The following is a 23,295-nucleotide window of genomic DNA, read 5'->3' on the forward strand; positions in this document are numbered from 1 at the left end:
TGGGAGTTTTGACGCTACCCCGGACCGGTTCCGGGTTCCAGGGGGGTCACGGTCCGGGCGTACTCGGCGGCGAGGCCGTGCAGCAACGCGTCGAGGCCGAGGATGAACGCGCCCTCGTCGACGCTGCGCTGGTGGCCGCGCAGCCGGTGCGCCTGGTTGAGGTGCGGGTGGGCCGCGTACAGCTCCGGGTCCTCGACGAAGCCGCGGGCGAACGAGCCGAGCGCCGAGCCGGCCACGAAGTAGCGCATCGCGGCCCCGATGTGGGTGGCCCGGGCCGGCGGCCAGCCCGCCCGGACCAGGCCGCCGTAGACGGCGTCGGCCATGGCCAGCGCGGCCGGCCGGCGACCCGGCCCCTGCGCCAGATAGGGGACGATGTTCGGGTGGACGGCCAGGGCCTGCCGGTAGGACCGGGCCCAGCGGCGCAGCGCCTCGACCCAGTCGTACCGGTCGAAGACGGTGACGTCGACGGACGCCGTGACGCTGTCGGCCACCGCGTCGAGGATCTCGTCCTTGGTGGCGAAGTGGTTGTAGAGCGAGGGGCCCTGCACGTTGAGCGCGGCGGCCAGCCGGCGGGTGGAGAGCGCGCCGAGGCCGTCGGCGTCGATCAGCGCGAGCGCGGTCTCGACGATCCGGTCCCGGCTGAGCAGGGCCTGGCGGGGACGGGGCACCTCAGGCCGCCCACGCCGGGCCGTCGCCTCCGCCGCGCGCCCCTCGCCGGTCGAATCCCGCCACGCCGCCTCCCCCGTCGGAACACCTGCTCACGCACCCTAACCGGGGCAGGGCCGCGGAGCCTCACCGCGACGGTCGGAGGAGGGGTCTGGACGGATGAAAACTTACACCGCTAGTTTAAGAGCGACCGCCGCCGCCCGCGGCGGACCGTCGCCACGCCGACCGAGGGAGCATCGTGGACTTCGCACTGTCTGACGAGGAACGGGCCGTCCGGGACACCGTGCGCGCCTTCGTCACCCGCGAGGTGCTGCCGCTGGAGCAGGAGGTGCTGCGCCGCGAGCGCGCCCACCAGCCCGGCCTGGACCGCTCCGAGCTGCGCGAGTTGCAGCTCAAGGCGAAGAAGTTCGGCTTCTGGGGCCTGGCCACCCCCGAGGAGTACGGCGGGATGGACCTGCCCGCGGTGCTCCAGTCGCTGATCTGGACCGAGCTGGGCCGCTCCTTCGTGCCGTTCCGCTTCGGCGGCGAGGCGGACAACATCCTGTTCCGCGCCACCGAGGAGCAGAAGCGGGAGTTCCTCCTCCCCACCATCGAGGGGGAACGGATCTCCTGCTTCGCGATCACCGAGCCGGGCGCCGGCTCGGACGCGGCGAACATCAAGCTGCGCGCCCGCCGGGACGGCGACGACTGGGTCCTCGACGGCGAGAAGACGTTCATCACCAACGGCAACGACGCCGACTTCGCCATCGTGGTGGCGGTGACCGACCCGGAGAAGGGCGCCCGCAACGGCGGCGCGACCGCGTTCCTGGTGGACCGGGCGATGGGCTGGCGGTCGGAGTTCATCCAGACCATGGGCGAGGGCGGGCCGGCGTCGCTGATTTTCGACGCCGTACGCGTGCCGCACCGCAACATCCTCGGCGAGATCGGCCAGGGCTTCACGCTCGGCATGGAGTGGATCGGCAAGGGCCGCTACACCATTCCGTCGCACGCCATCGGCATCGCCGAGCGGGCCTTGCAGATGGCGATCGACCACGCCAACACCCGGGAGACCTTCGGCGCGAAGATCGGCACGAACCAGGCGATCCAGTGGATGATCGCCGACTCGGAGACCGAGCTGGAGGCGGCCCGCTGGCTGGTGCTCAGGTCGGCGTGGACGGTCGACCAGGGCCTGGACCCCCGGCACGCCTCGTCGATGGGCAAGCTCTACGGCGCCGGCATGGTCAACCGGGTGGTCGACCGGGTGCTCCAGATCCACGGCGGCATGGGCTACACCCGGGAGCTGCCGATCGAGCGCTGGTACCGCCAGGTCCGGCTGTACCGGATCTTCGAGGGCACCGACGAGATGCAGCGGCTCATCATCTCCCGGGACCTGCTGCGCGGCTACACGAAGATCGGCGGCCACCTGGCCTGAGCCGGCGGTGGCTCCCGCCCGGTCCCGGGGCGGGAGCCACCGTCACCTCGCCTCAGCCGGTCAGCGCCGTCAGGGCCAGGTCGACGTCCTCCTCGGTGGTGTAGAGGTGGAACGCGGCCCGGACCCGCCCGGCGCGGACCGCCGCCCGCACCCCGGCCCGGGCCAGTTTCTCCTGCGCGCCCGGCACCTCGACGGCGACGATCGCGCTGTCGCCGGGCGGGCGGCCCAGCCCGGCCAGGAACCGGTTGGCCAGGGCCACGTCGTGGGCGTGCACGGCGGGCAACCCGATCTCGGCGAGCAGTTCCAGGGCGGGGGCCGCACCCACGTAGCTGAACCAGGCCGGCGAGATGTCGAAGCGCCGCGCGTCGTCGGCCAGCCGCAGCGGGGGGCCGTAGTAGGAGGAGTGCGGGTCGGCCCCCGCGTACCAACCGGCGGCGTCGGGCCGCAGCCGCTCCCGCAGCGCCGGGGCCAGGTAGCCGAAGGCCGCGCCGCGCGGCGCCATCAACCACTTGTACGCGGCCACCGCCACCACGTCGGCCAGCCCCCCGTCGAACGGCAGCCACCCGGCGGCCTGGGTGGCGTCGACCGCGACGAGGGCGCCGTGCGCCCGGGCCGCCGCGACGATCGTCTCGTACGGGGCCACGGCGCCGTCGGCGGACTGCACGAGGCTGAACGCGACCAGGTCGGTGTCGCTGTCGATCGCGTCGACCAGGCCGGCGAGCGGCACGGTCCGGACCCGGACACCCCGCTCCTGCTGCACCAGCCACGGGAACAGGTTGGAGGTGAACTCCACCTCCGGGGCGACCACCGTCGCGCCGGCCGGCAGCGCGGCGGCCACCGGGGCGAGCAGTTGCGAGGCCGTGCTGCCGATCGTCACGTCCGTCGGGGCCACACCGACCAGCCGGGCGAACGCGGCGCGGGCCCGCTCGGCGGCGACACCCCAGCCCTCCCAGGAGATCCGGCCCACCCGCCAGTCGGCCAGGGCGTCCTGCAACGCCTGCCACGCCGGCTCGGGCGGCAGCCCGTAACTGGCGGTGTTCAGCCAACCGGGCTCCGGCTGCCACAGCTTCTGCGCCTGCTCCACATCCATGCCACCGACGCTAACGATCACCGCCGGCTACCGGGACGGCCAATCCCCGCCTCGTGGTCCCCGCCGACACGCCGGTCCGGCCCGCCGCCATGCCGGCCCGACCTCGCCGACCACGCCGGGTCCAGGTCACACCGGTCCAGGTCACACCGGTCCAGGCCCGCCGCGCCCCGCCGACCGGGCCCGCCGGACGGGGGGTCCGGCGGGCCGGGCTCGGCGGTCGGGTCAGGCCGGCGCGTCGGCCGGGGTGGCCGGTCGCGGCGCCGGAACCGGCTCGGGGGCGTCGTCAGCCGCCTCGTCGTCGAGCATGGTGGCCTCGTCGAACGGGCGCTGCCCGCTGAGCACCGCGCGGGCCTGCGCCCGGTCGAACTCGCCGGTCCAGGTGCCGACCAGCACGGTGGCCACCGCGTTGCCCGCGAAGTTGGTCAGCGCCCGGGCCTCGGACATGAACCGGTCGATGCCGACGATCAACCCGACGCCGTCGACCAGGTCCGGGCGGTGCGACTGGAGGCCGCCGGCCAGGGTGGCCAGGCCGGCGCCGGTCACGCCGGCCGCGCCCTTCGAGGCGATGATCATGAAGGCCAGCAGGCCGATCTGCTCGCCGATCGCCATGGGCTTGCCCAGCGCGTCGGCGATGAACAGCGCGGCCATCGTCAGGTAGATGGCGGTGCCGTCGAGGTTGAAGGAGTAGCCGGTCGGCACGGTGATGCCGACGACCGGCTTGCTGACGCCGAAGTGCTCCATCTTGGCGATCAGCCGCGGCAGCGCCGACTCCGACGACGAGGTGGACAGGATCAGCAGGAACTCCCGGCCCAGGTAACGCAGCAGGGAGAAGATCGAGACACCGGACACCAGCCGCAGCAGGGTGCCGAGCACCACGATCACGAAGATCAGGCAGGTGGCGTAGAAGCCGAGCATGATCTGGGCCAGGCTGGTCAGGGCGTCCACGCCGGTCGCGCCGACCACCGCGGCGATCGCGCCGAAGGCGCCGATCGGAGCCACCCACATGATCATCGCCAGCACCTTGAAGACGAGGCGCTGGATCACCTCCACGGCGCGCAGCACCGGCTCACCGCGCCGCCCCATGGCCTGGACGGCGAAGCCGACCAGCAGGGCCACGAGCAGGGTCTGGAGCACCGAGCCCTCGGTCAGCGCGGAGAACAGCGAGGTCGGGATGACGCCGAGCAGGAACTCGACGGTGTCGCCGCTCTCGCCGCCGGCGGCGGACTTGCCCGCGTCGGCCACCTCCGGGCCGAGGTTCAGGCCCGAGCCCGGATGCACGATGTTGCCGACCACGAGGCCGATGGCCAGCGCCACCGTCGACATGAGCAGGAAGTAGCCGAGCGCGAGCCCGCCGACCTTGCCGACCCGGGCCGCCTGCCGGACGGACCCGACGCCGAGGACGATCGTGCAGAAGATGACCGGGCTGATCATCATCTTGATCAGGTTCACGAAGCCGGTGCCCAGCGGCTTGAGCTCCTTGCCGACCTCGGGCGCGGCGAGGCCGACCGCGATGCCGGCGAGGACGGCCACGATGACCGCCAGGTAGAGGTACCGGGTCCGGTCCCGGCGGGCGGGCCGGGCGGCGTCGGGGGTGGATGTGGTGGTGGTGTCCATGCCGACAATGTGACGCCCGTCTCAGCGCAGGGCACGGTTGCGTTCATTCTGTTCACCCCCGCGGCTCGCGGCCGAAACCGGACCGGGCGGGTGCGCCAGACTTGCGGGACGACCGGGGCGGGAGGAGGGGATCGGTGGCCCGACGGCAGTGGAGCATCGCGGGGCAGCTCTTCGCCCTCCAGGCGGTGGTGGTGACGCTGCTCGTGCTGGCCGGCGCGGCCGGCGCCGTCTGGCTGGCCCGCAGCGACTCCCAGCAGGCCGCGAAGGACGAGGTGCTGGCCGTGGCGCAGGCCGTCGCCGGCTCCCCCAACGTCGGCGCGGCCCTCACGACCGCCGACCCGCCGGCCACCCTCCAGCCGTACGCGGAGGCCACCCGGGTGGCCACCGGAACGGACTTCGTGGTGGTGATGGCCCCGGACCGGACCCGCTACTCGCACCCGAGCCCCGAGCTCATCGGGCAGCCGTTCATCGGCGACATCGGCCCGGCGCTCTCCGGCGAGCCGTTCACCGTCACCAACGTCGGCACGCTCGGCGAGTCGGTGCGCGCGGTCGTCCCTGTGTACGACGACCAGCACCGCATCATCGGGCTGGTCTCGGTGGGCATCACCACCCGGGCGATCAACCGGAAGCTGCTCGCCCAGGTGCCGGTGCTGCTCGGCGCCGCCGCACCCGCCCTGGCCCTGGCGGCCACCGGGTCCTGGCTGCTCAGCCGCCGGCTGCGCCGGCAGACGCACGGCCTCGGGCCGGGCGAGATGACCCGGATGTACGAGTACTACGACGCGGTCCTGCACTCCGTCCGCGAGGGGCTGCTGGTGCTGACCCGGGACCGCCGGGTGGCGCTGGTCAACGACGAGGGCCGCCGCCTGCTGGGGCTGGCCGACGACGCGGCCGTGACCGACCGGCCGGTCAGCGGGATCGACCTGCCGCCCGCGGTGGCCGAGCTGCTCGCCTCCGGCCGGGACGCGCACGACGAGCCGGTCCTGGCCGGCGACCGGGTGCTGGTGGCCAACCAGCGGACCACCCGCTTCGAGGGCGCCGTGCTCGGCACCGTGCTGACCCTGCGCGACCAGACCGAGCTGCGCAACCTCGCGAGCGAGCTGGACTCGGTCCGCGCCCTCACCGAGGCGCTGCAGGCGCAGACCCACGAGTCGGCGAACCGGCTGCACACCGTGCTCACCCTGGTGGAGCTGGGCCGCACCGACGAGGCGGTCCGGCTGGGCACCCGCGACCTGGCGCTCGCCCAGCAGCTCACCGACCGGGTGGTCGGTGCGGTGACCGAACCGGCGCTGGCCGCCCTGCTGCTCGGCAAGTCGGCGCAGGCCGGCGAGCGCGGCGTGGACCTCGTGGTCGAGCCGGACTGCAGGCTCGACGACAGCCCGCTGCCCAGCACCGACCTGCTCACCGTGGTCGGCAACCTGGTCGACAACGCCCTCGAGGCGGTCGCCGGCGCCCCGCCGCCGCGCCGGGTCCGGGTCTTCGTCGGCACGGTCGACGACAAGCTGGTGGTCCGGGTCGGCGACAGCGGCCCCGGGCTGGACCCGGACCGGGTGGCGGACGCGTTCCGGCGCGGCTGGTCCACCAAGAGCGCCGGCCGGGGCCTCGGCCTGGCGCTGGTCGGGCAGGTGGTCCGCCGGCACGGCGGCGCCGCGGAGGTGGCCCGCACCGACGACGGGGAGACCCTGTTCACCGTCCGGCTGCCGGTCCCGCGGGTGGCCCGATGAGCGACGTCCGGGTGCTGGTGGTCGAGGACGAGCCGCTGCTGGCCGAGGCGCACAAGGCGTACACCGAACGGGTTCCGGGCTTCGTGGTGGTCGGCGTGGCGCACACCGCGCGGGACGCGATGGCGGCGCTGCGCCAGCGCGGCGGCACGGACGTGGACCTGGTCCTGCTCGACTTCCGCCTGCCCGACCTGCACGGCCTGGACGTGTGCCGGGCCCTGCGGGCGGCGGGCAGCAGCGTCGACGTGCTGGCGGTGACCTCGGCGCGGGACCTCGCCGTGGTCCGCACCGCGGTGTCCCTCGGGGTGACCCACTACCTGCTCAAGCCGTTCACCTTCGCCGCGTTCCGCGACAAGCTGGAGCGGTACGCCGAGTACCGGCGGCAGGCCCTCGCCGACGGCGAGGTGGGCGCCCAGCACGAGGTGGACCGGATGTTCGCCACCCTGCGCGGGGCGACCCGGCACACCCTGCCCAAGGGCCTGGACGAGCAGACCCTGCACACCGTGCTGGCCGCCCTGGGCGACGGCGGCCTGTCCGCCACCGAGGTCGGCCGGCGCACCGGGATCTCCCGGGTGACCGCCCGGCGCTACCTGGAGTACCTGGTCTCCGCCGACCGCGCGGTCCGCGCCCCCCGTTACGGGACGCCGGGCCGCCCCGAGGTGGAGTACCGGCCGACCTGACGACGGGGGTGGATCGGGCGGCCCTGGCGGTGCGGGACGAGCAGGAGTCGGCCTTCTACGGCAGCGACGCGTGGCGCGACGGCCCCCGCGACGCGATCCTGTCGCGCATCGAGAGCTACCACACCGTGGTGCTGGAGACCTCCGACGCCGCCGCCGACGTGCTGGGCGGCCACCGGCCCTGAGCTGGCCCGCCGCGGCGGGTCAGCTCACGTTGGCCGGGCCGAGGACGCTCTTCAGGTCACCCATCAGCGCGGTCGTGGCCGCCACCCGGAACGGGCCCAGGCGCAGCGTGGTCGTCTTGCCGCCGTTGAGCAGCTTGACGTGCACCTCGGTGTCGCCCGGATGCAGCACCAGGGTCTCCTTGAGCTTCTCCACCAGCGGCGGCGTGCAGCGGTGCACCGGGATGGTGAGGGTGACCGGTTTGTTCGCCGGGTTGCTGCTGATGTCGGGCATCTGCATGTCCATCGCCATGATCCGCGGGGTGTCGTCGCGGCGGTCCACCCGGCCCTTCACCACGACGATGGCGTCCTCGGCGATGTACTGCCCGATCACCTCGTAGGTGTTCGGGAAGAACAGCGTCTCCACCCCGCCGGCCAGGTCCTCCAGGGTGGCTGACGCCCAGGCCCGGCCCTGCTTGGTGACCCGGCGCTGCACCCCGGAGAGGATGCCGGCCAGGGTGACCACCGCGCCGTCGGGAACGCTGCCCTCCTCGGAGAGCGCCGTGATGGTGGTGTCCGCCGCCGCGCCGAGCACGTGCTCCAGGCCGAAGAGCGGGTGGTCGGAGACGTACAGGCCGAGCATCTCGCGCTCGAAGGCGAGCTTGTCCCGCTTGTCCCACTCGCTCTCGCCGATGACCGGCATCACCGTGGTGCTGCCGCCGGTGTCCACGTCGCCGAAGCCGGCGCCGAACAGGTCGTACTGGCCGACGGCCTCCTTGCGCTTGACGTCGGCGTACGCGTCGATGGCGTCGGCGTGCACGGCGAGCAGACCCTTGCGGCTGTGCCGCAGCGAGTCGAAGGCGCCCGCCTTGATCAGCGATTCGATGGTCTTCTTGTTGCAGGCCACCGCGTCCACCTTGGACAGGAAGTCGTAGAAGTCGGCGTAGTCGCCCTTCTCCTCGCGGCACCGCATGATCGCCGCCACCACGTTCGCGCCGACGTTGCGCACGGCGGCCAGGCCGAACCGGATGTCCTCGCCGACCGGGGTGAACGGCCCGGCCGAGGTGTTGACGTCCGGCGGGAGGACCTGGATGCGCATCCGGCGACACTCGGAGAGGTAGAGCGCCATCTTGTCCTTGTCGTCGCCGACGGAGGTGAGCAGCGCCGCCATGTATTCCGCCGGGTAGTGCGCCTTGAGGTACGCGGTCCAGTACGACACCAGGCCGTAGGCGGCGGAGTGCGCCTTGTTGAACGCGTAGCCGGCGAACGGGACGAGGACGTCCCACACGGCCTGGATGGCCTCGTCGGAGTAGCCGCGCTCGCGGCAGCCGTCCCGGAACGGGACGAACTCCTTGTCGAGGATCTCCTTCTTCTTCTTGCCCATGGCGCGGCGGAGCAGGTCGGCCTGGCCGAGGGTGTAGCCGGCGAGGATCTGCGCGGCGCGCTGCACCTGCTCCTGGTAGACGATCAGGCCGTAGGTGGGTGCGAGGATCTCCCGCAGCGGCTCCTCCAGCTCCGGGTGGATCGGAGTGATCTCCTGGAGCCCGTTCTTGCGCAGCGCGTAGTTGGTGTGCGAGTCCACGCCCATGGGGCCGGGCCGGTAGAGCGCCAGCACGGCGGAGATGTCCTCGAAGTTGTCCGGCTTCATGAGCCGCAGCAGCGAGCGCATCGGCCCGCCGTCGAGCTGGAACACGCCGAGCGTGTCGCCGCGGGCCAGCAGGTCGTAGGCCGCCTTGTCGTCCAGCGGCAGGCCCAGCAGGTCCAGCTCCTTGCCGTGGTTGAGCTGGATGTTCTTGACCGCGTCGTCGATGATCGTGAGGTTGCGCAGGCCGAGGAAGTCCATCTTCAGCAGCCCGAGCGACTCGCAGGTCGGGTAGTCGAACTGCGTGATGATGACGCCGTCGGCGTCGCGCCGCATCAGCGGGATGTGCTCGATGATCGGCTCGGCGGACATGATGACGCCGGCGGCGTGCACGCCGGTCTGCCGGATCAGGCCCTCGATGCCCTTCGCCGTCTCGATGACCTTCTTGACGTCCGGGTCGGACTCGTAGAGGCCGCGGATCTCGCCCGCCTCCGCGTAGCGCGGGTGCTTCGGGTCGAAGATGCCGGACAGCGGGATGTCCTTGCCCATCACGGCCGGGGGCATCGCCTTGGTGATCCGGTCGCCCACCGCGTACGGGTAGCCGAGCACCCGCGCCGAGTCCTTGATCGCGGCCTTCGCCTTGATGGTGCCGAAGGTGGCGATCTGCGCGACCTTGTCCTCGCCCCACTTGTCGGTGACGTAGCGGATCACCTCACCGCGCCGGCGCTCGTCGAAGTCGATGTCGACGTCCGGCATCGAGATGCGCTCGGGGTTGAGGAACCGCTCGAAGATCAGGCCGTGCGGGATCGGGTCCAGGTCGGTGATGCCCAGGGCGTACGCGACCAGCGAGCCGGCGGCCGACCCCCGGCCCGGGCCGACGGCGATGCCCTGGCTCTTCGCCCACTGGATGAAGTCGGCGACCACGAGGAAGTAGGACGGGAAGCCCATCTGGATGATGACGCCCAGCTCGTACTCCGCCTGGACGACGTGGCCCTCGGGGATGCCGTTCGGGAAGCGGCGGGCCAGGCCCGCGAAGGTCTCCTTGCGGAACCAGGACTCCTCGGTCTCGCCCTCGGGGATCGGGAACCGCGGCATGAGGTTGTGGAACTCGAACATCCCGGCCGGGTCTACCTTCTCGGCCACCAGGAGGGTGTTGCGGCAACCCTGCTGCCACAGCTCGGACGAGTCGACGCCGCGCATCTGCTCGGCGGACTTGACGAAGTAGCCGCCGCCCTCGAAGCGGAACCGGTTGGGGTCGGCGACGTTGCTGCCGGTCTGCACGCAGAGCAGGACGTCGTGCGCCTCGGCCTGCGCCTCGTGCGTGTAGTGCGAGTCGTTGGTGACCACCGGCGGGATGTCGAGCTTGCGGGCGATCTCGGTGAGCCCGTCCCGGACCCGGCGCTCGATGTCGAGGCCGTGGTCCATGATCTCCAGGAAGTAGTTGTCCTTGCCGAAGATGTCCTGGTAGGCGGCGGCGACCTTGAGCGCCTCGTCGAACTGCCCGAGCCGCAGCCGGGTCTGCACGGCGCCGGAGGGGCAGCCGGTGGTGGCCATGATGCCCTCGGCGTGCTCGGCGATCAGCTCCATGTCCATCCGGGGCCACTTGACGTAGTGGCCCTCCATGGAGGCACGGGAGTTGAGTTTGAACAGGTTGTGCAGGCCGTCCCGGTTCGCCGCCCACATCGTCATGTGGGTGATGGCGCCGTTGCCGGAGACGTCGTCGCTCTTCTGCTCCGGCCGGCCCCACTTGACCCGCTGCTTGTGGAAGCGCGACTCCGGCGCCACGTACGCCTCGACGCCGAGGATCGGCTTCACGCCGGCGGCCATGGCCTGCTTGTAGAAGTCGTTCGCGCCGTGCATGTTGCCGTGGTCGGTGATCGCCACCGCCGGCATCCCGAGCCGCGCGGCCTCGGCGAAGAGGTCCTTGAGCCGGGCCGCCCCGTCGAGCATCGAGTACTCGGTGTGTACGTGCAGATGCGCGAACGAATCGCCCATGCGTGGCGCCCCCCGGGGTGTGGATCAAGGCTGCGTCGGAGTCGACCGGACCCACCCTACCGAGGTGATCTGGCCGGCTCCACCGTCCGCGCCGAGGGTGGCCGGGGTCTCTCCGAACCGATGGTGCGGGCGAGCACGATGCTGTGCCGCTTGCGCATAGTGTGTGACACACACTATCGTGTGTCGCATGGTCAGCGACGAGATCCTTCGGACCCATCTCCAGGAGCTACGACGCGGCACCGTCGTGGTGGCCAGCCTGGTCGCCCTGCGCCGGCCCGACTACGGCTACGCGCTGTTGCAACGCCTGGCCACCCACGGCTTTCCGGTCGACGCCAACACCCTCTATCCCCTGCTCCGACGGTTGGAGGAGCAGGGGCTGCTCACCAGCGAGTGGAACACCGAGGAGAGCCGGCCGCGCAAGTTCTACCGCACCAGTGACGACGGCGAAGCGGTGCTGGGCCGCCTCCTCGACGACCTGACCGCGGTGCACACGTCCGTCACCCAGCTGATCGAAGGAGTGGGCCGATGAGCTCCCTGACCGACCGTTACCTCGCCGCCACCCTCCGGACGGTGCCGGCCGCCCGGCGCGCCGAGATCGAGACCGAGCTGCGCGGCTCGATCGAGGACATGATCGACGGCCGCCGCGCCGACGGCCGGGACGCCGACACCGCCGAACGCGAGGTCCTCACCGAGCTGGGCAACCCGGCGCAGCTCGCCGCCCGCTACGCCGACCGGCGCCTCCAGCTCATCGGCCCGACCTACTACCTGGCCTGGGAGCGGCTGATGAAGGTGCTGCTCAGCTTCGTCCCGGCCACCGTGGGGATCATCGTCGGCCTGCTGGAGGCCACCGACGGGAAGAATCCCGGCGGCGCGGTCGGCGCCGGCGTCGCCACCGCCCTGGAGGTCGCGGTCCAGATCGCCTTCTGGGTCACGCTGGTCTTCGCGGTGCTCGAGCGGACCAACACGTCGCTGAACCTGCCGGCGTGGAACGTCGACCAGCTCCCCGACGTGCAGGCCAACCGGCAGATCACCCTGGTCGACGTCACCGCCGCGATCGGCTGGCTGGTGCTGGTCATCGCCTACCTGCCGATCCAGCACTTCCACTCGTTCGTGCCCGGCGGCGGCGACGACAACCTGCCGATCCTCGACCCGGCGCTGTGGAGCTTCTGGCTGCCGTTCCTCATCGCCGTGCTCGTCGCCACCATCGGCCTGGAGGTCGCCAAGTACCGGGCCGGGCGGTGGACGTGGCCGCTGGTCGCCGTGAACGTGGTGCTCGACCTGGCGTTCGCGGTGCCGGTCATCTGGCTGATGTCGACCGACCGGCTGCTCAACCCCGACTTCGTCAACCGCTTCGAGTGGCTCGGACGCGCGGAGAACCTGAACAGCGTCGCCACGATCGTGGTGACCGGCACCGTCCTGGTCGTGGTCTGGCACGTCGTCGACAGCGCGATCAGGGCATACCGCAACCGGCACTGATCCCGCCGGCCGGTGCGGCCCGATACCCCCGGGTGTCGGGCCGCACCGGTTCAGGCGTCGGCGGGTCGGGCCCGCCACTCCCGGGCGAGCAGGGCGTACACGGCCTCGTCGGTCCACTCGCCCTTGACGAACTCGTTCTCCCGCAGGTCCGCCTCGCGGCGCATGCCGAGGCGCTCCAGCACCCGGGCCGAGGCGGTGTTGCGGGCGTCGAGCCGGCCGACGATCCGGTGCAGCCCGAGGCCGTCGAAGCCGAGCCGCAGCATCTCCCGGGCCGCCTCGGTGACGTACCCCCGGCCGGTGTGGTCGGGGTGGGCGACGTAGCCGATCTCGCCCTGCCGATGCTCCCCGCTGGTCCAGCTGAGCAGCACGTCGCCGACGAACTCCCCGGTCTCCGGCAGGACGACGGCCAGGTTGAGCACGTCGCCCGGCGCGCGCAGCGCGGTGCGCCGCACCATCCGGTCCACCGCCGCCCGGGCGGCGGCGTCGTCGTAGGGCTCGTGGTAGAGGAACCGGGTCACCTCCGGGCGGCCGCGGTAGTCGCGGACGACGGCCAGGTCGTCGGGGGTGAAGGCGCGCAGCAGCAGGCGGTCGGTACGCAGCGGCAGGTCGGGAACGAGCATGCCGGCAGGGTACGGGCGCGGCGGCCGGCCGGTCAGCCCGGTTTCCCGGCCGCCGGGTCCGGACCTGGGCATCGACGGCCGGCGGGATGAGAGTCTTGGTCAGGTGACCACCACGACGGCCGACACCTGGCGCCGGCCCACGCCCGCACCGGAGCACCTGCGCCTCGACCTCTACGGCGGGCTGGCCGTGACCGTGCTGGCCCTGCTGAGCCTCACCCTGACCCACAGCACCGGCGCGTTCCTGCTCGGTCCGCCGCCGTCCTGGCCGGAGCAGGTCTTCTGGACCGTCGCGGTGACGCTGCCGCTGATCTGGCGACGGCGGTTCCCGGCCACCACCACCCTCGTCGTGTCGGCCGCCTTCATCGCCGCCCAGGCCCGCTCCGCCCCGGAGACGCAGCTCTCCGCCTGGTCCCTGTTCGCCGCGCTGTACTCGCTCGGCGCCTGGGGGCCGGACCGCAGGCTGGCCCGCCGGTTGCGCATCGGGATCATCGCCACGATGTTCGCCTGGCTCGGCGTGTACTACGCCGTCAGCATCGGCAGCATCCCGCCGGACGCGTTCGCCCGCGCGGCCGGCCCGGTGCCGCCGGTGCTCGCGGCCATCGTGACCGGGGTGCTGGTCAACGGGCTCGTCTTCGGTTTCGCGTACTTCTTCGGGGAGACCGCGTGGCTGGCCGCCCGCCGCCAGCACGAGCTGATACAGCGGGCGGAGGAGCTGCGCCGCTCCCAGGCCGAGGCGCGCGGGCGGGCGGTGATCGGCGAACGGGTGCGGATCGCCCGCGAGCTGCACGACGTGGTCGCCCACCACGTGTCGGTGATGGGGGTGCAGGCGTCGGCGGCGCGGCGGGTCTTCGACAAGGACCAGGCCAAGGCCCGGACGGCGTTGACCGCGATCGAGGACACCGCCCGCACGGCGGTCGACGAGCTGCGCCGCATGCTCGGCGTGCTCCGCGCGGGTGACAACGCCCCCGATCCCGGCGGGCCGCCTGCCGGGATCGACCGGGTCGCCGCGGTCGTGGAGCGGGCGCGCGACGCCGGGCTGCGGGCCACCCTCGGGGTGTACGGCGACCCGGTGCCGCTGCCGGAGTCGGTGTCCCAGGCGGCGTACCGCATCGTCCAGGAGGCCGTGACGAACGTGCTCAGACACGCGACCGGCGCGGGCGCGCTCGACGTGCGGATCCGCTACCTGGCCAGGGAGGTCGAGGTCGACGTGACCGACGACGGACGGTCCACCCACCCGGCGAACGCCGACGGGCTTGGCCTGGTCGGCATGCGCGAACGGGTCGCCACCCACGGCGGCGAGCTGGAGGCGGGCCCCCGGGCCGGCGGCGGCTGGCGCGTCCGCGCCCGCCTCCCGCTGGCGGTCGCCCTGGCGGAGGCGGCATGACCGGGCCCGACGTGGACCGGCCGATCCGGGTCCTGCTCGCCGACGACCAGCACCTGGTGCGTACCGGGTTCCGCGTCATCCTCGAGGTGGAGGACGACCTGGCGGTGGTCGGCGAGGCGGCCGACGGCGAGCGCGCGGTGAGCATGACCCGGGCGCTGCACCCGGACGTCGTGCTGATGGACGTGGAGATGCCCGGCATGAACGGGCTGGAGGCGACCCGGCAGATCACCGCGCCGGGCTCCCCCGGCACGCCGGCCGTCCTCATCCTCACCACGTTCGACCGGGACGACTACCTGTTCGCCGCCCTCCAGGCCGGCGCCAGCGGCTTCCTGCTGAAGAACGGCACCCCGGAGGCGCTCGTCGAGGCGATCCGGGTCCTGGCCCGGGGTGACGCGCTGCTCGCCCCGGAACTGACCCGGCGCGTGATCGCCACCTTCGCCCGGCCGGGCGGCACATGGGCGGGTGGCGTGGCGGCGGGTGGCGTGGCGGTGGGTGGCGTGGCGGCGGGTGGCGCGCCGCTCGACGAGCTCACCCCCCGGGAGCGGGAGGTCCTCGTCCTGCTCGCCCGGGGCGCGAGCAACGCCGAGATCGCCGCCCAGCTGCACCTCGGGGAGGCCACGGTGAAGACCCACGTGAGCCGGGTGCTCGCCAAACTGGGCCTGCGCGACCGGGTCCAGGCGGTGGTCTTCGCGTACGAGCAGGGGGTGGTGCGGCCCGGCGGGTGACCGGCTCCGCCGTCGGGGGGACGCCGGATCTCCACCCCGGGACGGACGGCAGCCCAAGATCGCGGCTCTAGCGTGGTCGCCGTGACCGATGTGCTCCGCCTCGACGGCGTCGACCGAAGTTTCGGCGACCGTCAGGTGCTCAGGAACGTGTCCTTCGACGTGGCGGCCGGCCGGATGACCGGCTTCGTGGGCGGCAACGGCGCCGGCAAGACCACCACCATGCGGATCATCCTCGGCGTCCTCGCCGCCGACGCCGGCCGGGTGACCTGGCAGGGTGCGCCGCTGACCGGGGAGGCCCGCCGGCGCTTCGGCTACATGCCGGAGGAACGTGGCCTCTACCCCAAGATGAGCGTCCGGGAACAGGTGACCTACCTGGGCCTGCTGCACGGGATGGCTCCCGCGGCGGCCCGGCGCGCCACGGACGCCCTGCTGGAGCAGGTGGGTCTCGCCGAGCGTGGCGACGACCTGCTGGAGACCCTCTCGCTGGGCAACCAGCAGCGCGCCCAGATCGCCGCCGCGCTGGTGCACGAGCCCGAGGTGCTGGTGCTGGACGAGCCGTTCTCCGGCCTCGACCCGCTGGCCGTCGACACCGTCGTCGGGGTGCTGCGCGAGCGGGCCGCCGCCGGTGTCCCGGTGCTCTTCTCCAGCCATCAGCTCGACGTGGTGGAGCGGCTCTGCGACGACCTGGTGATCATCGCGGACGGGGTGATCCGGGCCGCCGGTGATCGGGAGCAGCTGCGGCGGACGTACACCGCGCCCCGGTTCGAGCTGGTGGTGGAGACCGACGCCGGCTGGCTGCGCGACCAGCCCGGGGTGACCCTCGTCGACCTGGACGGCGCCCGCGCCGTGTTCGACCTCGCCACCGACGCCGACGAGCAACCCGTCCTGCGGGCGGCCCTGGCCCGCGGCCCGGTCCGCGCGTTCCGCCCGGTCCGCCCCTCCCTCACCGAGATCTTCCGAGAGGTCGCCCAGTGAACACCCTGCAGGCCACCCGCCTGGTCGCGGCCCGCGAGATCCGGGTCAAGCTGCGCGACCGGACCTTCCTGATCAGCACCGTGTTCTTCCTGCTGCTCGCCGCGGCGGGAACCATCCTGCCGGCGGTGCTGGCCGGCGGCCCGTCGAGCGTGGCCGTGACCGCGCAGGCCGCCGAGCCGCTGCGGGCCGCCGGCCTCAAGGTGCGGGTCGTGCCCGACGACCGGGCCGCCGAGCAGGCCGTCCACGACGGTGACGTGGACGCCGCGGTCGTCGCCGGCCCGACCGTGCTCGCGATGGACGACGCGCCGGACGACGTGGTGGCCGCGCTGAGCACGCGACCCCAGGTCCGGCTGCTGAACCCGGACGCCGTGGACCCGGCGGTGGCCTTCCTGGTGCCGTTCGCGTTCGCGTTCATCTTCTTCGTGACGTCGCAGGGCTTCGGCGTGCAGATCGCGCAGAGCATCATCGAGGAGAAGCAGACGCGGATCGTCGAGATCCTGGTCGCCGCGGTGCCGGTACGGGCGCTGCTCGCCGGCAAGCTCGTCGCCGGCACGCTCCTCGCCCTCGGTCAGATCGCCCTGGTCGCGCTCGTCGCGGTGGCCGGCATGACGTTCGGCGACGACACCGGGCTGCTCTCCCTGCTGGCACCGGCGATCGGCTGGTTCGTCCCGTTCTTCCTGCTGGGCTTCGTGCTGATCGCGGCCATGTGGGCGGCGGCCGGCGCGCTGGTCAACCGGCTCGAGGACATCGGTGGCGTGTCGATGCCGGTGCAGCTCACCGTCATGCTGCCGTTCTTCGCGGTGATCTTCCTGCACGACAACACGACCGCCATGCGGGTGCTGTCCTACCTGCCGTTCTCGGCGCCGACGGCCATGCCGCTGCGGCTGTTCACCGGGGACGCGGCCGCCTGGGAGCCGGCGGTGGCGCTCGTCCTGCTGCTGGCGGCGGCCGCCGGCTTCCTGCTCGCCGGGGCCCGCGTCTACGAGGGCGCGCTGCTGCGCACCAACGGCCGCACGTCGATCCGTACGGCCTGGCGGTCGCGGGAGACCGTGGCCTGAGCGCGGCAGCCGTGGAACGGATCTCGCGCCGGGCGACACGATCGCCCGGCGCGAGACCACCCGTCGGGGCCGTCAGCCGACGGCGGCCATGACCTCGTCGGAGACGTCGAAGTTGGCGTAGACGTTCTGCACGTCGTCGCAGTCCTCGAGGACGTCGATCAGCTTGAAGATCTTGCGCGCGCCCTCCTCGTCCAGCGGCACGTTGACGCTGGGGATGAGGGAGGACTCGGCCGACTCGTACTCGATGCCGGCGTCCTGCAGGGCGGTGCGGACCGGGATGAGGTCGGTCGGCTCGGAGACCACCTCGAACGCCTCACCGAGGTCGTTGACCTCCTCGGCGCCCGCGTCGAGCACGGCCATCATGACGTCGTCCTCGGTGGTGCCCTCCTTGGGGACGATCACCACGCCCTTGCGGGAGAACATGTACGACACGGAGCCGGCGTCGGCGAGCGAGCCGCCGTTGCGGGTGAGCGCGGTGCGCACCTCGGTCGCCGCCCGGTTGCGGTTGTCCGTGAGGCACTCGATCAGCATCGCCACGCCGTTCGGGCCGTAGCCCTCGTACATGATGGTCTGCCAGTCGGCGCCGCCGGCCTCCAGGCCGGAGCCGCGCTTGACGGCGCGGTCGATGTTGTCGTTCGGCACCGAGCTCTTCTTCGCCTTCTGGATGGCGTCGTAGAGGGTCGGGTTACCGGCGGGGTCCCCGCCGCCGGTGCGGGCCGCCACCTCGACGTTCTTGATCAGCTTGGCGAACATCTTGCCGCGCTTGGCGTCGATGACGGCCTTCTTGTGCTTGGTGGTCGCCCACTTTGAGTGGCCGGACATCTCATACCTCCGTCTGTTGACCCACGCCTGCGTCGACTGTCCGCGCCCGCGCCGAACCGGGACCGCCGGGCGGTCGGCTGGGGGGCGGCGGCGGGCGGTGAGCCCTGCCGAACCGCCGCAATCCTACCGAGGCGGCGTCCCCGCATGTCACACCCGCACCCGGGGCGGCGCCGCGTGCGGTCAGGCGGCGGCCCGGACGAGATCCACGAAGTAGCGGTGCAACCGCAGGTCGCCGGTGAGTTCCGGGTGGAAGGAGGTGGCCAGCAGGTGGCCCTGCCGCACCGCGACGATCCGGTCGGCGGCCGGCCCGGACGACGACTCCGGCTCGGCGCGTCGGACGCCGCGCGGCGACCTGGAGTCGTCGTCGGTGACCCGGCCGAGCACCTCGACGCCCGCGCCGACCCGCTCGACCCAGGGGGCCCGGATGAAGACCGCGTGGAACGGCTCGCCCGCGACCCCGGTGATCTCCACGGGCGCCTCGAACGAGTCGACCTGCCGGCCGAACGCGTTGCGCCGGACGGTCATCTCGATGCCGGCGAAGCCGCGCTGGTCGGGTCGGCCGTCGAGCACCTCGGCGGCCAGCATGATCATGCCGGCGCAGGACCCGTAGACCGGCATGCCGCCGGCGATCCGCTTGTCGATCGGCTCGCGCATCTCGAAGATGTCGGCGAGCTTGCTCATGGTGGTCGACTCGCCGCCCGGAATCACCAGGCCGTCGACCGCGTCCAGCTCGGCCGGGCGGCGCACCGGACGGGCGTCCGCGCCGGCGCCGGCCAGGGCGGCGAGGTGCTCGCGCACGTCGCCCTGGAGGGCGAGCACACCGATGACGGGTGTGGTCACTCCCCGCTCCTCTCGCTCGGCGGACGGGGCCCGGCCGGGCCCCGTCCGGTCACCGTCACCAGCCGCGCTCGGCCAGGCGGTGGGGCTGCGGGATCTCGTCGACGTTGATGCCGACCATCGCCTCGCCCAGGCCGCGGGAGACCTTGGCCAGCACGTCCGGGTCGTCGTGGAAGGTGGTGGCCTTCACGATCGCGGCGGCGCGCTGGGCCGGGTTGCCCGACTTGAAGATGCCGGAGCCGACGAAGACGCCCTCGGCGCCGAGCTGCATCATCATGGCCGCGTCGGCCGGGGTGGCGATGCCGCCCGCGGTGAACAGCACGACCGGCAGCTTGCCGGTCTCGGCGATCTCCTTGACCAGCTCGTACGGCGCCTGGAGCTCCTTGGCGGCCACGAACAGCTCGTCGGCCGGCAGCGTCTGGAGCCGGCGGATCTCCTTGCGGATCTTCCGCATGTGGGTGGTGGCGTTGGAGACGTCGCCGGTGCCGGCCTCGCCCTTCGAGCGGATCATGGCGGCGCCCTCGGTGATCCGGCGCAGCGCCTCGCCCAGGTTGGTCGCGCCGCACACGAAGGGGACGGTGAACGCCCACTTGTCGATGTGGTTCTCGTAGTCGGCCGGGGTCAGCACCTCGGACTCGTCGACGTAGTCGACGCCGAGGGACTGGAGGACCTGCGCCTCGACGAAGTGGCCGATCCGGGCCTTGGCCATCACCGGGATGGAGACGGCGCTGATGATGCCGTCGATCATGTCCGGGTCGCTCATCCGGGAGACGCCGCCCTGGGCGCGGATGTCGGCGGGCACCCGCTCCAGCGCCATGACGGCGACGGCGCCGGCGTCCTCGGCGATCTTGGCCTGCTCGGGGGTGACCACGTCCATGATCACGCCGCCCTTGAGCATCTCGGCCATCCCCCGCTTGACGCGGGCGGTGCCGACGACGGGGTTGGCGTCGGTGTTCGGGGAGGTGGATTCGGGCACGGGTCATCGCTCCTTGGACGTGCTCGGGGGTGGCTGGGGAAAGGCTACGACGGGGTCAACGCCGGTCCGACAGCCAATCAGACCCCCGGTGGCCTGCTCTGTGGTCGGCGTCACCGGGGGTCGGGGCCCTGGCCGCTCAGCCCGTGGTGACGTCCGCCCGCGGGGTGAGCGTGGGGTCGTCGACGTCGAAGTAGCGGGGCCACTCCCGCCCACGTCCCATGCGGAGCAGGCGTACCAGCGGGCGGCCGCGGGCCGCCCGGGCGTCGCGGACCAGGTCGGTGTGCACCTGCCGGGCCAGGGCCAGCCGCCGGCTGGCCGCGATCACCGCCTCACAGGCCGGGTCCGCCGGGTCCAGCTCCACCGTGCGCAGCTGCCGGGTGAGGTCGTTCTCCGCGGCCTCCCGCTCCTCCCCCACGGCGTCCAGGGCGATCCGGGCGGCCGAGTACAGCTCCACGCCGTAGCGCTGCTCGGCCAGCACGGCGGCGGCCGCCGCGCGCCGCAGCAGGTGCGCGTCGAGCGCCCGGGCCGCCGACTCCGCGCGGGCCTGCAGCCGCTCGACCCGGCCGGCGGTCCAGATCAGGTACGCCGAGACCAGCCCGAGCACCAGGGCCGCGCCCACCACCCACCACATGCCCGGCATCGTAGTGCTGCTCCTCATCCCGCCCGGCCGGCGCGGGCACCGGTCGACGCGCTCGTCACAGCGGCCCCACCGGCCACCGGGTTCAGCCCAGCCCCGCCCATTCCTGGTCCATGACCCGGCCGTCGGTGGCCTCGATCGCCGCTGCGTATACCTCCAGAACGCGCCGGGCAACCACGGGCCAGTCGAAATTCGCGACCACCTGGTCGCCGGCTGCGGTCAGCCCGGCCCGCTGCCCCGCGTCGTCGAGCAGGTCCACCAGGGCGGTACGCAGGGCCGCCGCGTCCCCGGTCGGGAAGAGCCGGCCGGCCCGCCCGCCGTCCAGCACGCGGCGGAACGCGTCCAGGTCGCTGGCCACCACGGTGGTGCCGGCGGCGAGCGCCTCGGTGAGGATCATCCCGAAGGACTCCCCGCCGGTGTTCGGTGCGACGTAGAGGTGCAGGCTGCGCAGCATGCGAGGTTTGTCGGCCTCGGAAACCATGCCGAGGAAGGTCACCCGGTCCCGCAGGTCGGCCGGGAACTGCCCGTAGAGGTCCTCGGCGTCGCCCGGCCCGGCGACCAGCAGGCGCAGGCCCGGGCGGTGCGGGGCGAGCGCCACGAAGGCGTCGCGCAGGATCGGGAAGCCCTTGCGCGGCTCGGTGAACCGGCCCAGGAAGCCGAGCGTGCCGCCGCTGGCCGGCGCGCACTCCCCCGGCCAGCCGGGCAACGGCTCGACGCCGGCGAACTTCGCCACCGCCACCCCGTTGGGGATCTCCACGGCGCCGCCGTCCATGTGCTCGACCTGGACCTTGCGGGCCAGCGCGCTCACCGCGATCCGGGCGGTGATCCGTTCGAGCAGGATCTGGAGCACCCCCTGCGCGGCGGACAGCACCCGCGACCGGGTCATGGCCGTGTGGAAGGTGGCCACCACCGGGCCCCGCGCGCAGAGCACGGCCAGCATCGACAGGCTGGGGGTCAGCGGCTCGTGCACGTGCAGCACGTCGAAGTCGCCCCGGGTGATCCAGCGCCGCACCCGGGCCGTGGAGACCGGGCCGAAGGCGATCCGGGCCACCGAGCCGTTGTACGGCAGCGGCACCGCCCGCCCGGCCGACACGACGTACGGCGGCAGCGCCGCGTCCTCGTCGGCCGGGGCCAGCACGCTCACCTCGTGGCCGAGCCCGAGCAGCGCCTCGGCCAGGTCCATGACGTGGTTCTGCACCCCGCCCGGGACGTCGAAGGAGTACGGGCACACGATGCCGATCCGCATTGCGCCCCGCTCCCTCAGATCGTCCCGGTGGTGGCCGGCGACTGCGACACGCTGCCGTCGGCGCGCTGGTCCAGCCACATCCGCTGCAACATGTGCCAGTCTTCCGGATGCCGGGCGATGCCCGCCGCCAGACCGTCGGCAATCCGCTGGGTCACCGCGCGCACCCGGGCGTCCAGCGGGGCGCTGCCCTCCTCGGGCAGCTCCAGCGGGCCCTCCAGGGCGGCACGGGGGCCGTCCGGCTCGTACCACAGCGAGGCCACGTAGAGCGGCGCGCCGGTGCGGATGGCCAGCAGGGCCGGGCCGGGCGGCATCCGGGTCCGGCCGCCGAAGAACTCCACGTCCACGCCGCGGGCGGAGAGGTCCCGGTCGGCGAGCAGCGGCACCACGGCGCCCGCTCGCAGCCGGTCCACCAGCACGTCGAACGCCGGCCGGTCGCCGCCGGAGGTGGGCAGGATCTCCATGCCGAGGCCCTGCCGGAAGGCGAGGAAGCGCTCGTAGAGGCCCTCCGGCTTGAGCCGCTCGGCGACCGTGGTGATCGGCCAGCCGGTGGCCGCCACCCAGGCGCCGGCGGCGTCCCAGTTGCCGGCGTGCGGCAGGGCGACCACGGCGCCCCGGCCGGCCGCCACGTCGGCGGCGAGCTTCTCCTGGCCGTCGAGGTGGAACCCGGCGAGGATCTCGCGCCGGCTCAGGCTCGGCAGGCGGAACGCATCCAGCCAGTACCGGGCGTACGACCGCAGGCCGTCGCGGACCAGCCGGTCCAGCTCCGCCTCGGGCAGGTCGGGGCCGACCACCCGGCGCAGGTTGGCGCGCAGCCGGCGCGTACCCCGGCCGTTGCCGCGGTGGGCGCGGTCGGCGCCGGCCCGGAAGGCGGCGGCCACCACGGGCCGGGGCAGCGCGCGGACCAGCCGCCAGCCGGCGACGTAGCCCGCCTCGGTGAGGTTCACTCCCGGCCGACCAGCTGCGCCTGCCGGTACACGTGGGCCATCCGCTGCCCGACCGTGAAGATCGAGACGGCGGCGAGCAGCCAGAGCGCGATCTCCAGGGCCGGCCGGACGCCGAGGCCGGTGAGCAGGCCGCCCACCCCGACGATCAGCAGCCGCTCGGTGCGCTCGGCGATGCCCACGTTGCAGGTCATCCCGAGCCCCTCCGCGCGGGCCTTGACGTAGGAGACCAGGCCACCGGCGGCCAGGCAGAGCAGCGCGGCGGCCACCCCGGAGTGGTCGTGCTGGCTGGCCAGCCAGTAGGCGACCGCGCCGAAGACGGCGCTGTCGGCGATCCGGTCCATGCTCGAGTCGAGGAAGGCCCCGAACCGGGTGGAGCCGCCGCTCATCCGGGCCATCGTGCCGTCGAGCAGGTCGGTGAGCGCGAAGACCGTGACGATCAGCGCACCGGCGACCAGGTGACCGCGGGCGCCGAAGCCGAGCGCGCCGACGAGCACGCCGACGGTGCCGGTCACGGTGACCGCGTTGGGGGACACACCGGCGCGGAGCAGGCCGCGCGCGACCGGCTCCACGACGCGGGTCATGCCCGCGCGGGCCGTCACTTGGAAGATCTTCGCCATGGGGGTCCCACGATAACGGCCGGCAGCGGTCGGGGACACAGCCGGTCGTCCCGACCCGCCTGGC

General features: G+C 73.1%; 22 protein-coding genes. 10 read left to right on the plus strand and 12 right to left on the minus strand.

Features of this window, described 5'->3' with window-relative positions; translation table 11 throughout:
- Window positions 1-14 precede the first annotated feature (14 nt).
- A complete protein-coding gene (locus ABZ452_RS22595; RefSeq protein WP_357946151.1) occupies window positions 15-668 on the minus strand; it encodes a TetR/AcrR family transcriptional regulator C-terminal domain-containing protein in 654 nt (217 codons plus the stop codon).
- Window positions 669-904: 236 nt separating this feature from the next.
- Between ABZ452_RS22595 and ABZ452_RS22600 the strand changes: the two genes are divergently transcribed.
- Complete coding sequence (locus ABZ452_RS22600) at window positions 905-2,077, plus strand: acyl-CoA dehydrogenase family protein (RefSeq protein WP_357946153.1); 1,173 nt, start codon at window positions 905-907, stop codon at window positions 2,075-2,077.
- A 52-nt stretch (window positions 2,078-2,129) separates the two neighbouring features.
- Here ABZ452_RS22600 and ABZ452_RS22605 read toward each other — a convergent pair whose 3' ends face one another.
- Window positions 2,130-3,167, minus strand: a complete 1,038-nt coding sequence (locus ABZ452_RS22605; protein WP_357946156.1) for an aminotransferase class V-fold PLP-dependent enzyme — start codon at window positions 3,165-3,167, stop codon at window positions 2,130-2,132.
- 222 nt (window positions 3,168-3,389) lie between these two features.
- A complete protein-coding gene (locus ABZ452_RS22610) occupies window positions 3,390-4,781 on the minus strand; it encodes a cation:dicarboxylase symporter family transporter (RefSeq protein WP_357946159.1) in 1,392 nt (463 codons plus the stop codon).
- Window positions 4,782-4,915: 134 nt separating this feature from the next.
- On the opposite strand from ABZ452_RS22610, the gene ABZ452_RS22615 reads away from it, so the two are divergent.
- From ABZ452_RS22615 to ABZ452_RS22625, 3 genes are read left to right on the plus strand one after another with little or no spacing between them, the layout of a single operon-like run.
- Window positions 4,916-6,502: a sensor histidine kinase gene (locus ABZ452_RS22615; RefSeq protein ID WP_357946162.1), complete on the plus strand. Its 1,587-nt coding sequence runs from the start codon at window positions 4,916-4,918 to the stop codon at window positions 6,500-6,502.
- On the plus strand, window positions 6,499-7,179 hold the full coding sequence (locus tag ABZ452_RS22620; protein WP_357946165.1) for a response regulator: 681 nt from the start codon (window positions 6,499-6,501) through the stop codon (window positions 7,177-7,179). The genes ABZ452_RS22615 and ABZ452_RS22620 overlap by 4 nt, the downstream gene beginning before the upstream one ends.
- Window positions 7,180-7,187: 8 nt before the next feature.
- Window positions 7,188-7,361 carry a hypothetical protein gene (locus ABZ452_RS22625; protein ID WP_357946168.1) on the plus strand — a complete coding sequence of 58 codons (174 nt, stop codon included), beginning with the start codon at window positions 7,188-7,190 and terminating at the stop codon, window positions 7,359-7,361.
- A 19-nt stretch (window positions 7,362-7,380) separates the two neighbouring features.
- Here ABZ452_RS22625 and dnaE read toward each other — a convergent pair whose 3' ends face one another.
- Complete coding sequence (gene dnaE / locus ABZ452_RS22630; RefSeq protein ID WP_357946171.1) at window positions 7,381-10,914, minus strand: DNA polymerase III subunit alpha; 3,534 nt, start codon at window positions 10,912-10,914, stop codon at window positions 7,381-7,383.
- Window positions 10,915-11,101: 187 nt separating this feature from the next.
- Here dnaE and ABZ452_RS22635 point away from each other — a divergent pair, with 187 nt between their 5' ends.
- The gene (locus ABZ452_RS22635) at window positions 11,102-11,443 is read left to right on the plus strand and encodes a PadR family transcriptional regulator (protein WP_357946174.1); all 342 of its coding nucleotides are present in this window, start codon (window positions 11,102-11,104) and stop codon (window positions 11,441-11,443) included.
- Window positions 11,440-12,390, plus strand: a complete 951-nt coding sequence (locus tag ABZ452_RS22640; protein ID WP_357946177.1) for a permease prefix domain 1-containing protein — start codon at window positions 11,440-11,442, stop codon at window positions 12,388-12,390. Before ABZ452_RS22635 ends, ABZ452_RS22640 begins: the two co-directional genes overlap by 4 nt.
- Window positions 12,391-12,440: 50 nt before the next feature.
- Here the strand turns inward: ABZ452_RS22640 and ABZ452_RS22645 are convergent, their stop codons facing one another.
- Window positions 12,441-13,010 carry a GNAT family protein gene (locus tag ABZ452_RS22645; protein WP_357946180.1) on the minus strand — a complete coding sequence of 190 codons (570 nt, stop codon included), beginning with the start codon at window positions 13,008-13,010 and terminating at the stop codon, window positions 12,441-12,443.
- 103 nt (window positions 13,011-13,113) lie between these two features.
- On the opposite strand from ABZ452_RS22645, the gene ABZ452_RS22650 reads away from it, so the two are divergent.
- The 4 genes from ABZ452_RS22650 to ABZ452_RS22665 all read left to right on the plus strand — a co-directional run bounded on the left by ABZ452_RS22650 (window position 13,114) and on the right by ABZ452_RS22665 (window position 17,152).
- On the plus strand, window positions 13,114-14,394 hold the full coding sequence (locus ABZ452_RS22650; protein WP_357946183.1) for a sensor histidine kinase: 1,281 nt from the start codon (window positions 13,114-13,116) through the stop codon (window positions 14,392-14,394).
- Window positions 14,391-15,119 carry a response regulator transcription factor gene (locus ABZ452_RS22655; protein WP_357946186.1) on the plus strand — a complete coding sequence of 243 codons (729 nt, stop codon included), beginning with the start codon at window positions 14,391-14,393 and terminating at the stop codon, window positions 15,117-15,119. Before ABZ452_RS22650 ends, ABZ452_RS22655 begins: the two co-directional genes overlap by 4 nt.
- Window positions 15,120-15,200: 81 nt before the next feature.
- The gene (locus ABZ452_RS22660; RefSeq protein ID WP_357946189.1) at window positions 15,201-16,094 is read left to right on the plus strand and encodes an ATP-binding cassette domain-containing protein; all 894 of its coding nucleotides are present in this window, start codon (window positions 15,201-15,203) and stop codon (window positions 16,092-16,094) included.
- Window positions 16,091-17,152: an ABC transporter permease gene (locus ABZ452_RS22665; RefSeq protein WP_357946192.1), complete on the plus strand. Its 1,062-nt coding sequence runs from the start codon at window positions 16,091-16,093 to the stop codon at window positions 17,150-17,152. The genes ABZ452_RS22660 and ABZ452_RS22665 overlap by 4 nt, the downstream gene beginning before the upstream one ends.
- Window positions 17,153-17,224: 72 nt before the next feature.
- Here the strand turns inward: ABZ452_RS22665 and ABZ452_RS22670 are convergent, their stop codons facing one another.
- The 7 genes from ABZ452_RS22670 to pgsA all read right to left on the minus strand — a co-directional run bounded on the left by ABZ452_RS22670 (window position 17,225) and on the right by pgsA (window position 23,231).
- Window positions 17,225-17,974 (minus strand): YebC/PmpR family DNA-binding transcriptional regulator, encoded by a 750-nt coding sequence (locus tag ABZ452_RS22670; protein ID WP_151464323.1) that lies wholly within the window; start codon window positions 17,972-17,974, stop codon window positions 17,225-17,227.
- A gap of 180 nt (window positions 17,975-18,154) precedes the next feature.
- Complete coding sequence (pdxT, locus tag ABZ452_RS22675; RefSeq protein WP_357946196.1) at window positions 18,155-18,814, minus strand: pyridoxal 5'-phosphate synthase glutaminase subunit PdxT; 660 nt, start codon at window positions 18,812-18,814, stop codon at window positions 18,155-18,157.
- Window positions 18,815-18,869: 55 nt separating this feature from the next.
- Window positions 18,870-19,787 (minus strand): pyridoxal 5'-phosphate synthase lyase subunit PdxS, encoded by a 918-nt coding sequence (gene pdxS, locus ABZ452_RS22680; protein WP_357946199.1) that lies wholly within the window; start codon window positions 19,785-19,787, stop codon window positions 18,870-18,872.
- A 136-nt stretch (window positions 19,788-19,923) separates the two neighbouring features.
- Window positions 19,924-20,427, minus strand: a complete 504-nt coding sequence (locus ABZ452_RS22685) for a hypothetical protein (protein ID WP_357946202.1) — start codon at window positions 20,425-20,427, stop codon at window positions 19,924-19,926.
- Window positions 20,428-20,509: 82 nt separating this feature from the next.
- Entirely contained in the window at window positions 20,510-21,670 is a 1,161-nt protein-coding gene (locus tag ABZ452_RS22690; protein WP_357946205.1) for a glycosyltransferase family 4 protein, read from the minus strand.
- A 14-nt stretch (window positions 21,671-21,684) separates the two neighbouring features.
- Complete coding sequence (locus ABZ452_RS22695) at window positions 21,685-22,614, minus strand: phosphatidylinositol mannoside acyltransferase (RefSeq protein WP_357946208.1); 930 nt, start codon at window positions 22,612-22,614, stop codon at window positions 21,685-21,687.
- Window positions 22,611-23,231, minus strand: a complete 621-nt coding sequence (pgsA, locus tag ABZ452_RS22700; protein WP_357946211.1) for a phosphatidylinositol phosphate synthase — start codon at window positions 23,229-23,231, stop codon at window positions 22,611-22,613. The genes ABZ452_RS22695 and pgsA overlap by 4 nt, the downstream gene beginning before the upstream one ends.
- Window positions 23,232-23,295 lie beyond the last annotated feature (64 nt).

The sequence above is a fragment of the Micromonospora sp. NPDC005707 genome, assembly GCF_040631005.1.
GTDB lineage: Bacteria > Actinomycetota > Actinomycetes > Mycobacteriales > Micromonosporaceae > Micromonospora.

What these genes read in the sequence shown, in the direction of transcription:
- ABZ452_RS22685 (WP_357946202.1), bottom strand. Translation starts at nt 20,427, where the DNA reads ATGCCGGGCATGTGGTGGGTGGTGGGCGCGGCCCTGGTGCTCGGGCTG.
- dnaE (WP_357946171.1), bottom strand. Translation starts at nt 10,914, where the DNA reads ATGGGCGATTCGTTCGCGCATCTGCACGTACACACCGAGTACTCGATG.
- ABZ452_RS22645 (WP_357946180.1), bottom strand. Translation starts at nt 13,010, where the DNA reads ATGCTCGTTCCCGACCTGCCGCTGCGTACCGACCGCCTGCTGCTGCGC.
- ABZ452_RS22655 (WP_357946186.1), top strand. Translation starts at nt 14,391, where the DNA reads ATGACCGGGCCCGACGTGGACCGGCCGATCCGGGTCCTGCTCGCCGAC.
- ABZ452_RS22635 (WP_357946174.1), top strand. Translation starts at nt 11,102, where the DNA reads ATGGTCAGCGACGAGATCCTTCGGACCCATCTCCAGGAGCTACGACGC.
- pgsA (WP_357946211.1), bottom strand. Translation starts at nt 23,231, where the DNA reads ATGGCGAAGATCTTCCAAGTGACGGCCCGCGCGGGCATGACCCGCGTC.
- ABZ452_RS22640 (WP_357946177.1), top strand. Translation starts at nt 11,440, where the DNA reads ATGAGCTCCCTGACCGACCGTTACCTCGCCGCCACCCTCCGGACGGTG.
- ABZ452_RS22690 (WP_357946205.1), bottom strand. Translation starts at nt 21,670, where the DNA reads ATGCGGATCGGCATCGTGTGCCCGTACTCCTTCGACGTCCCGGGCGGG.
- ABZ452_RS22620 (WP_357946165.1), top strand. Translation starts at nt 6,499, where the DNA reads ATGAGCGACGTCCGGGTGCTGGTGGTCGAGGACGAGCCGCTGCTGGCC.
- ABZ452_RS22610 (WP_357946159.1), bottom strand. Translation starts at nt 4,781, where the DNA reads ATGGACACCACCACCACATCCACCCCCGACGCCGCCCGGCCCGCCCGC.
- ABZ452_RS22670 (WP_151464323.1), bottom strand. Translation starts at nt 17,974, where the DNA reads ATGTCCGGCCACTCAAAGTGGGCGACCACCAAGCACAAGAAGGCCGTC.
- ABZ452_RS22605 (WP_357946156.1), bottom strand. Translation starts at nt 3,167, where the DNA reads ATGGATGTGGAGCAGGCGCAGAAGCTGTGGCAGCCGGAGCCCGGTTGG.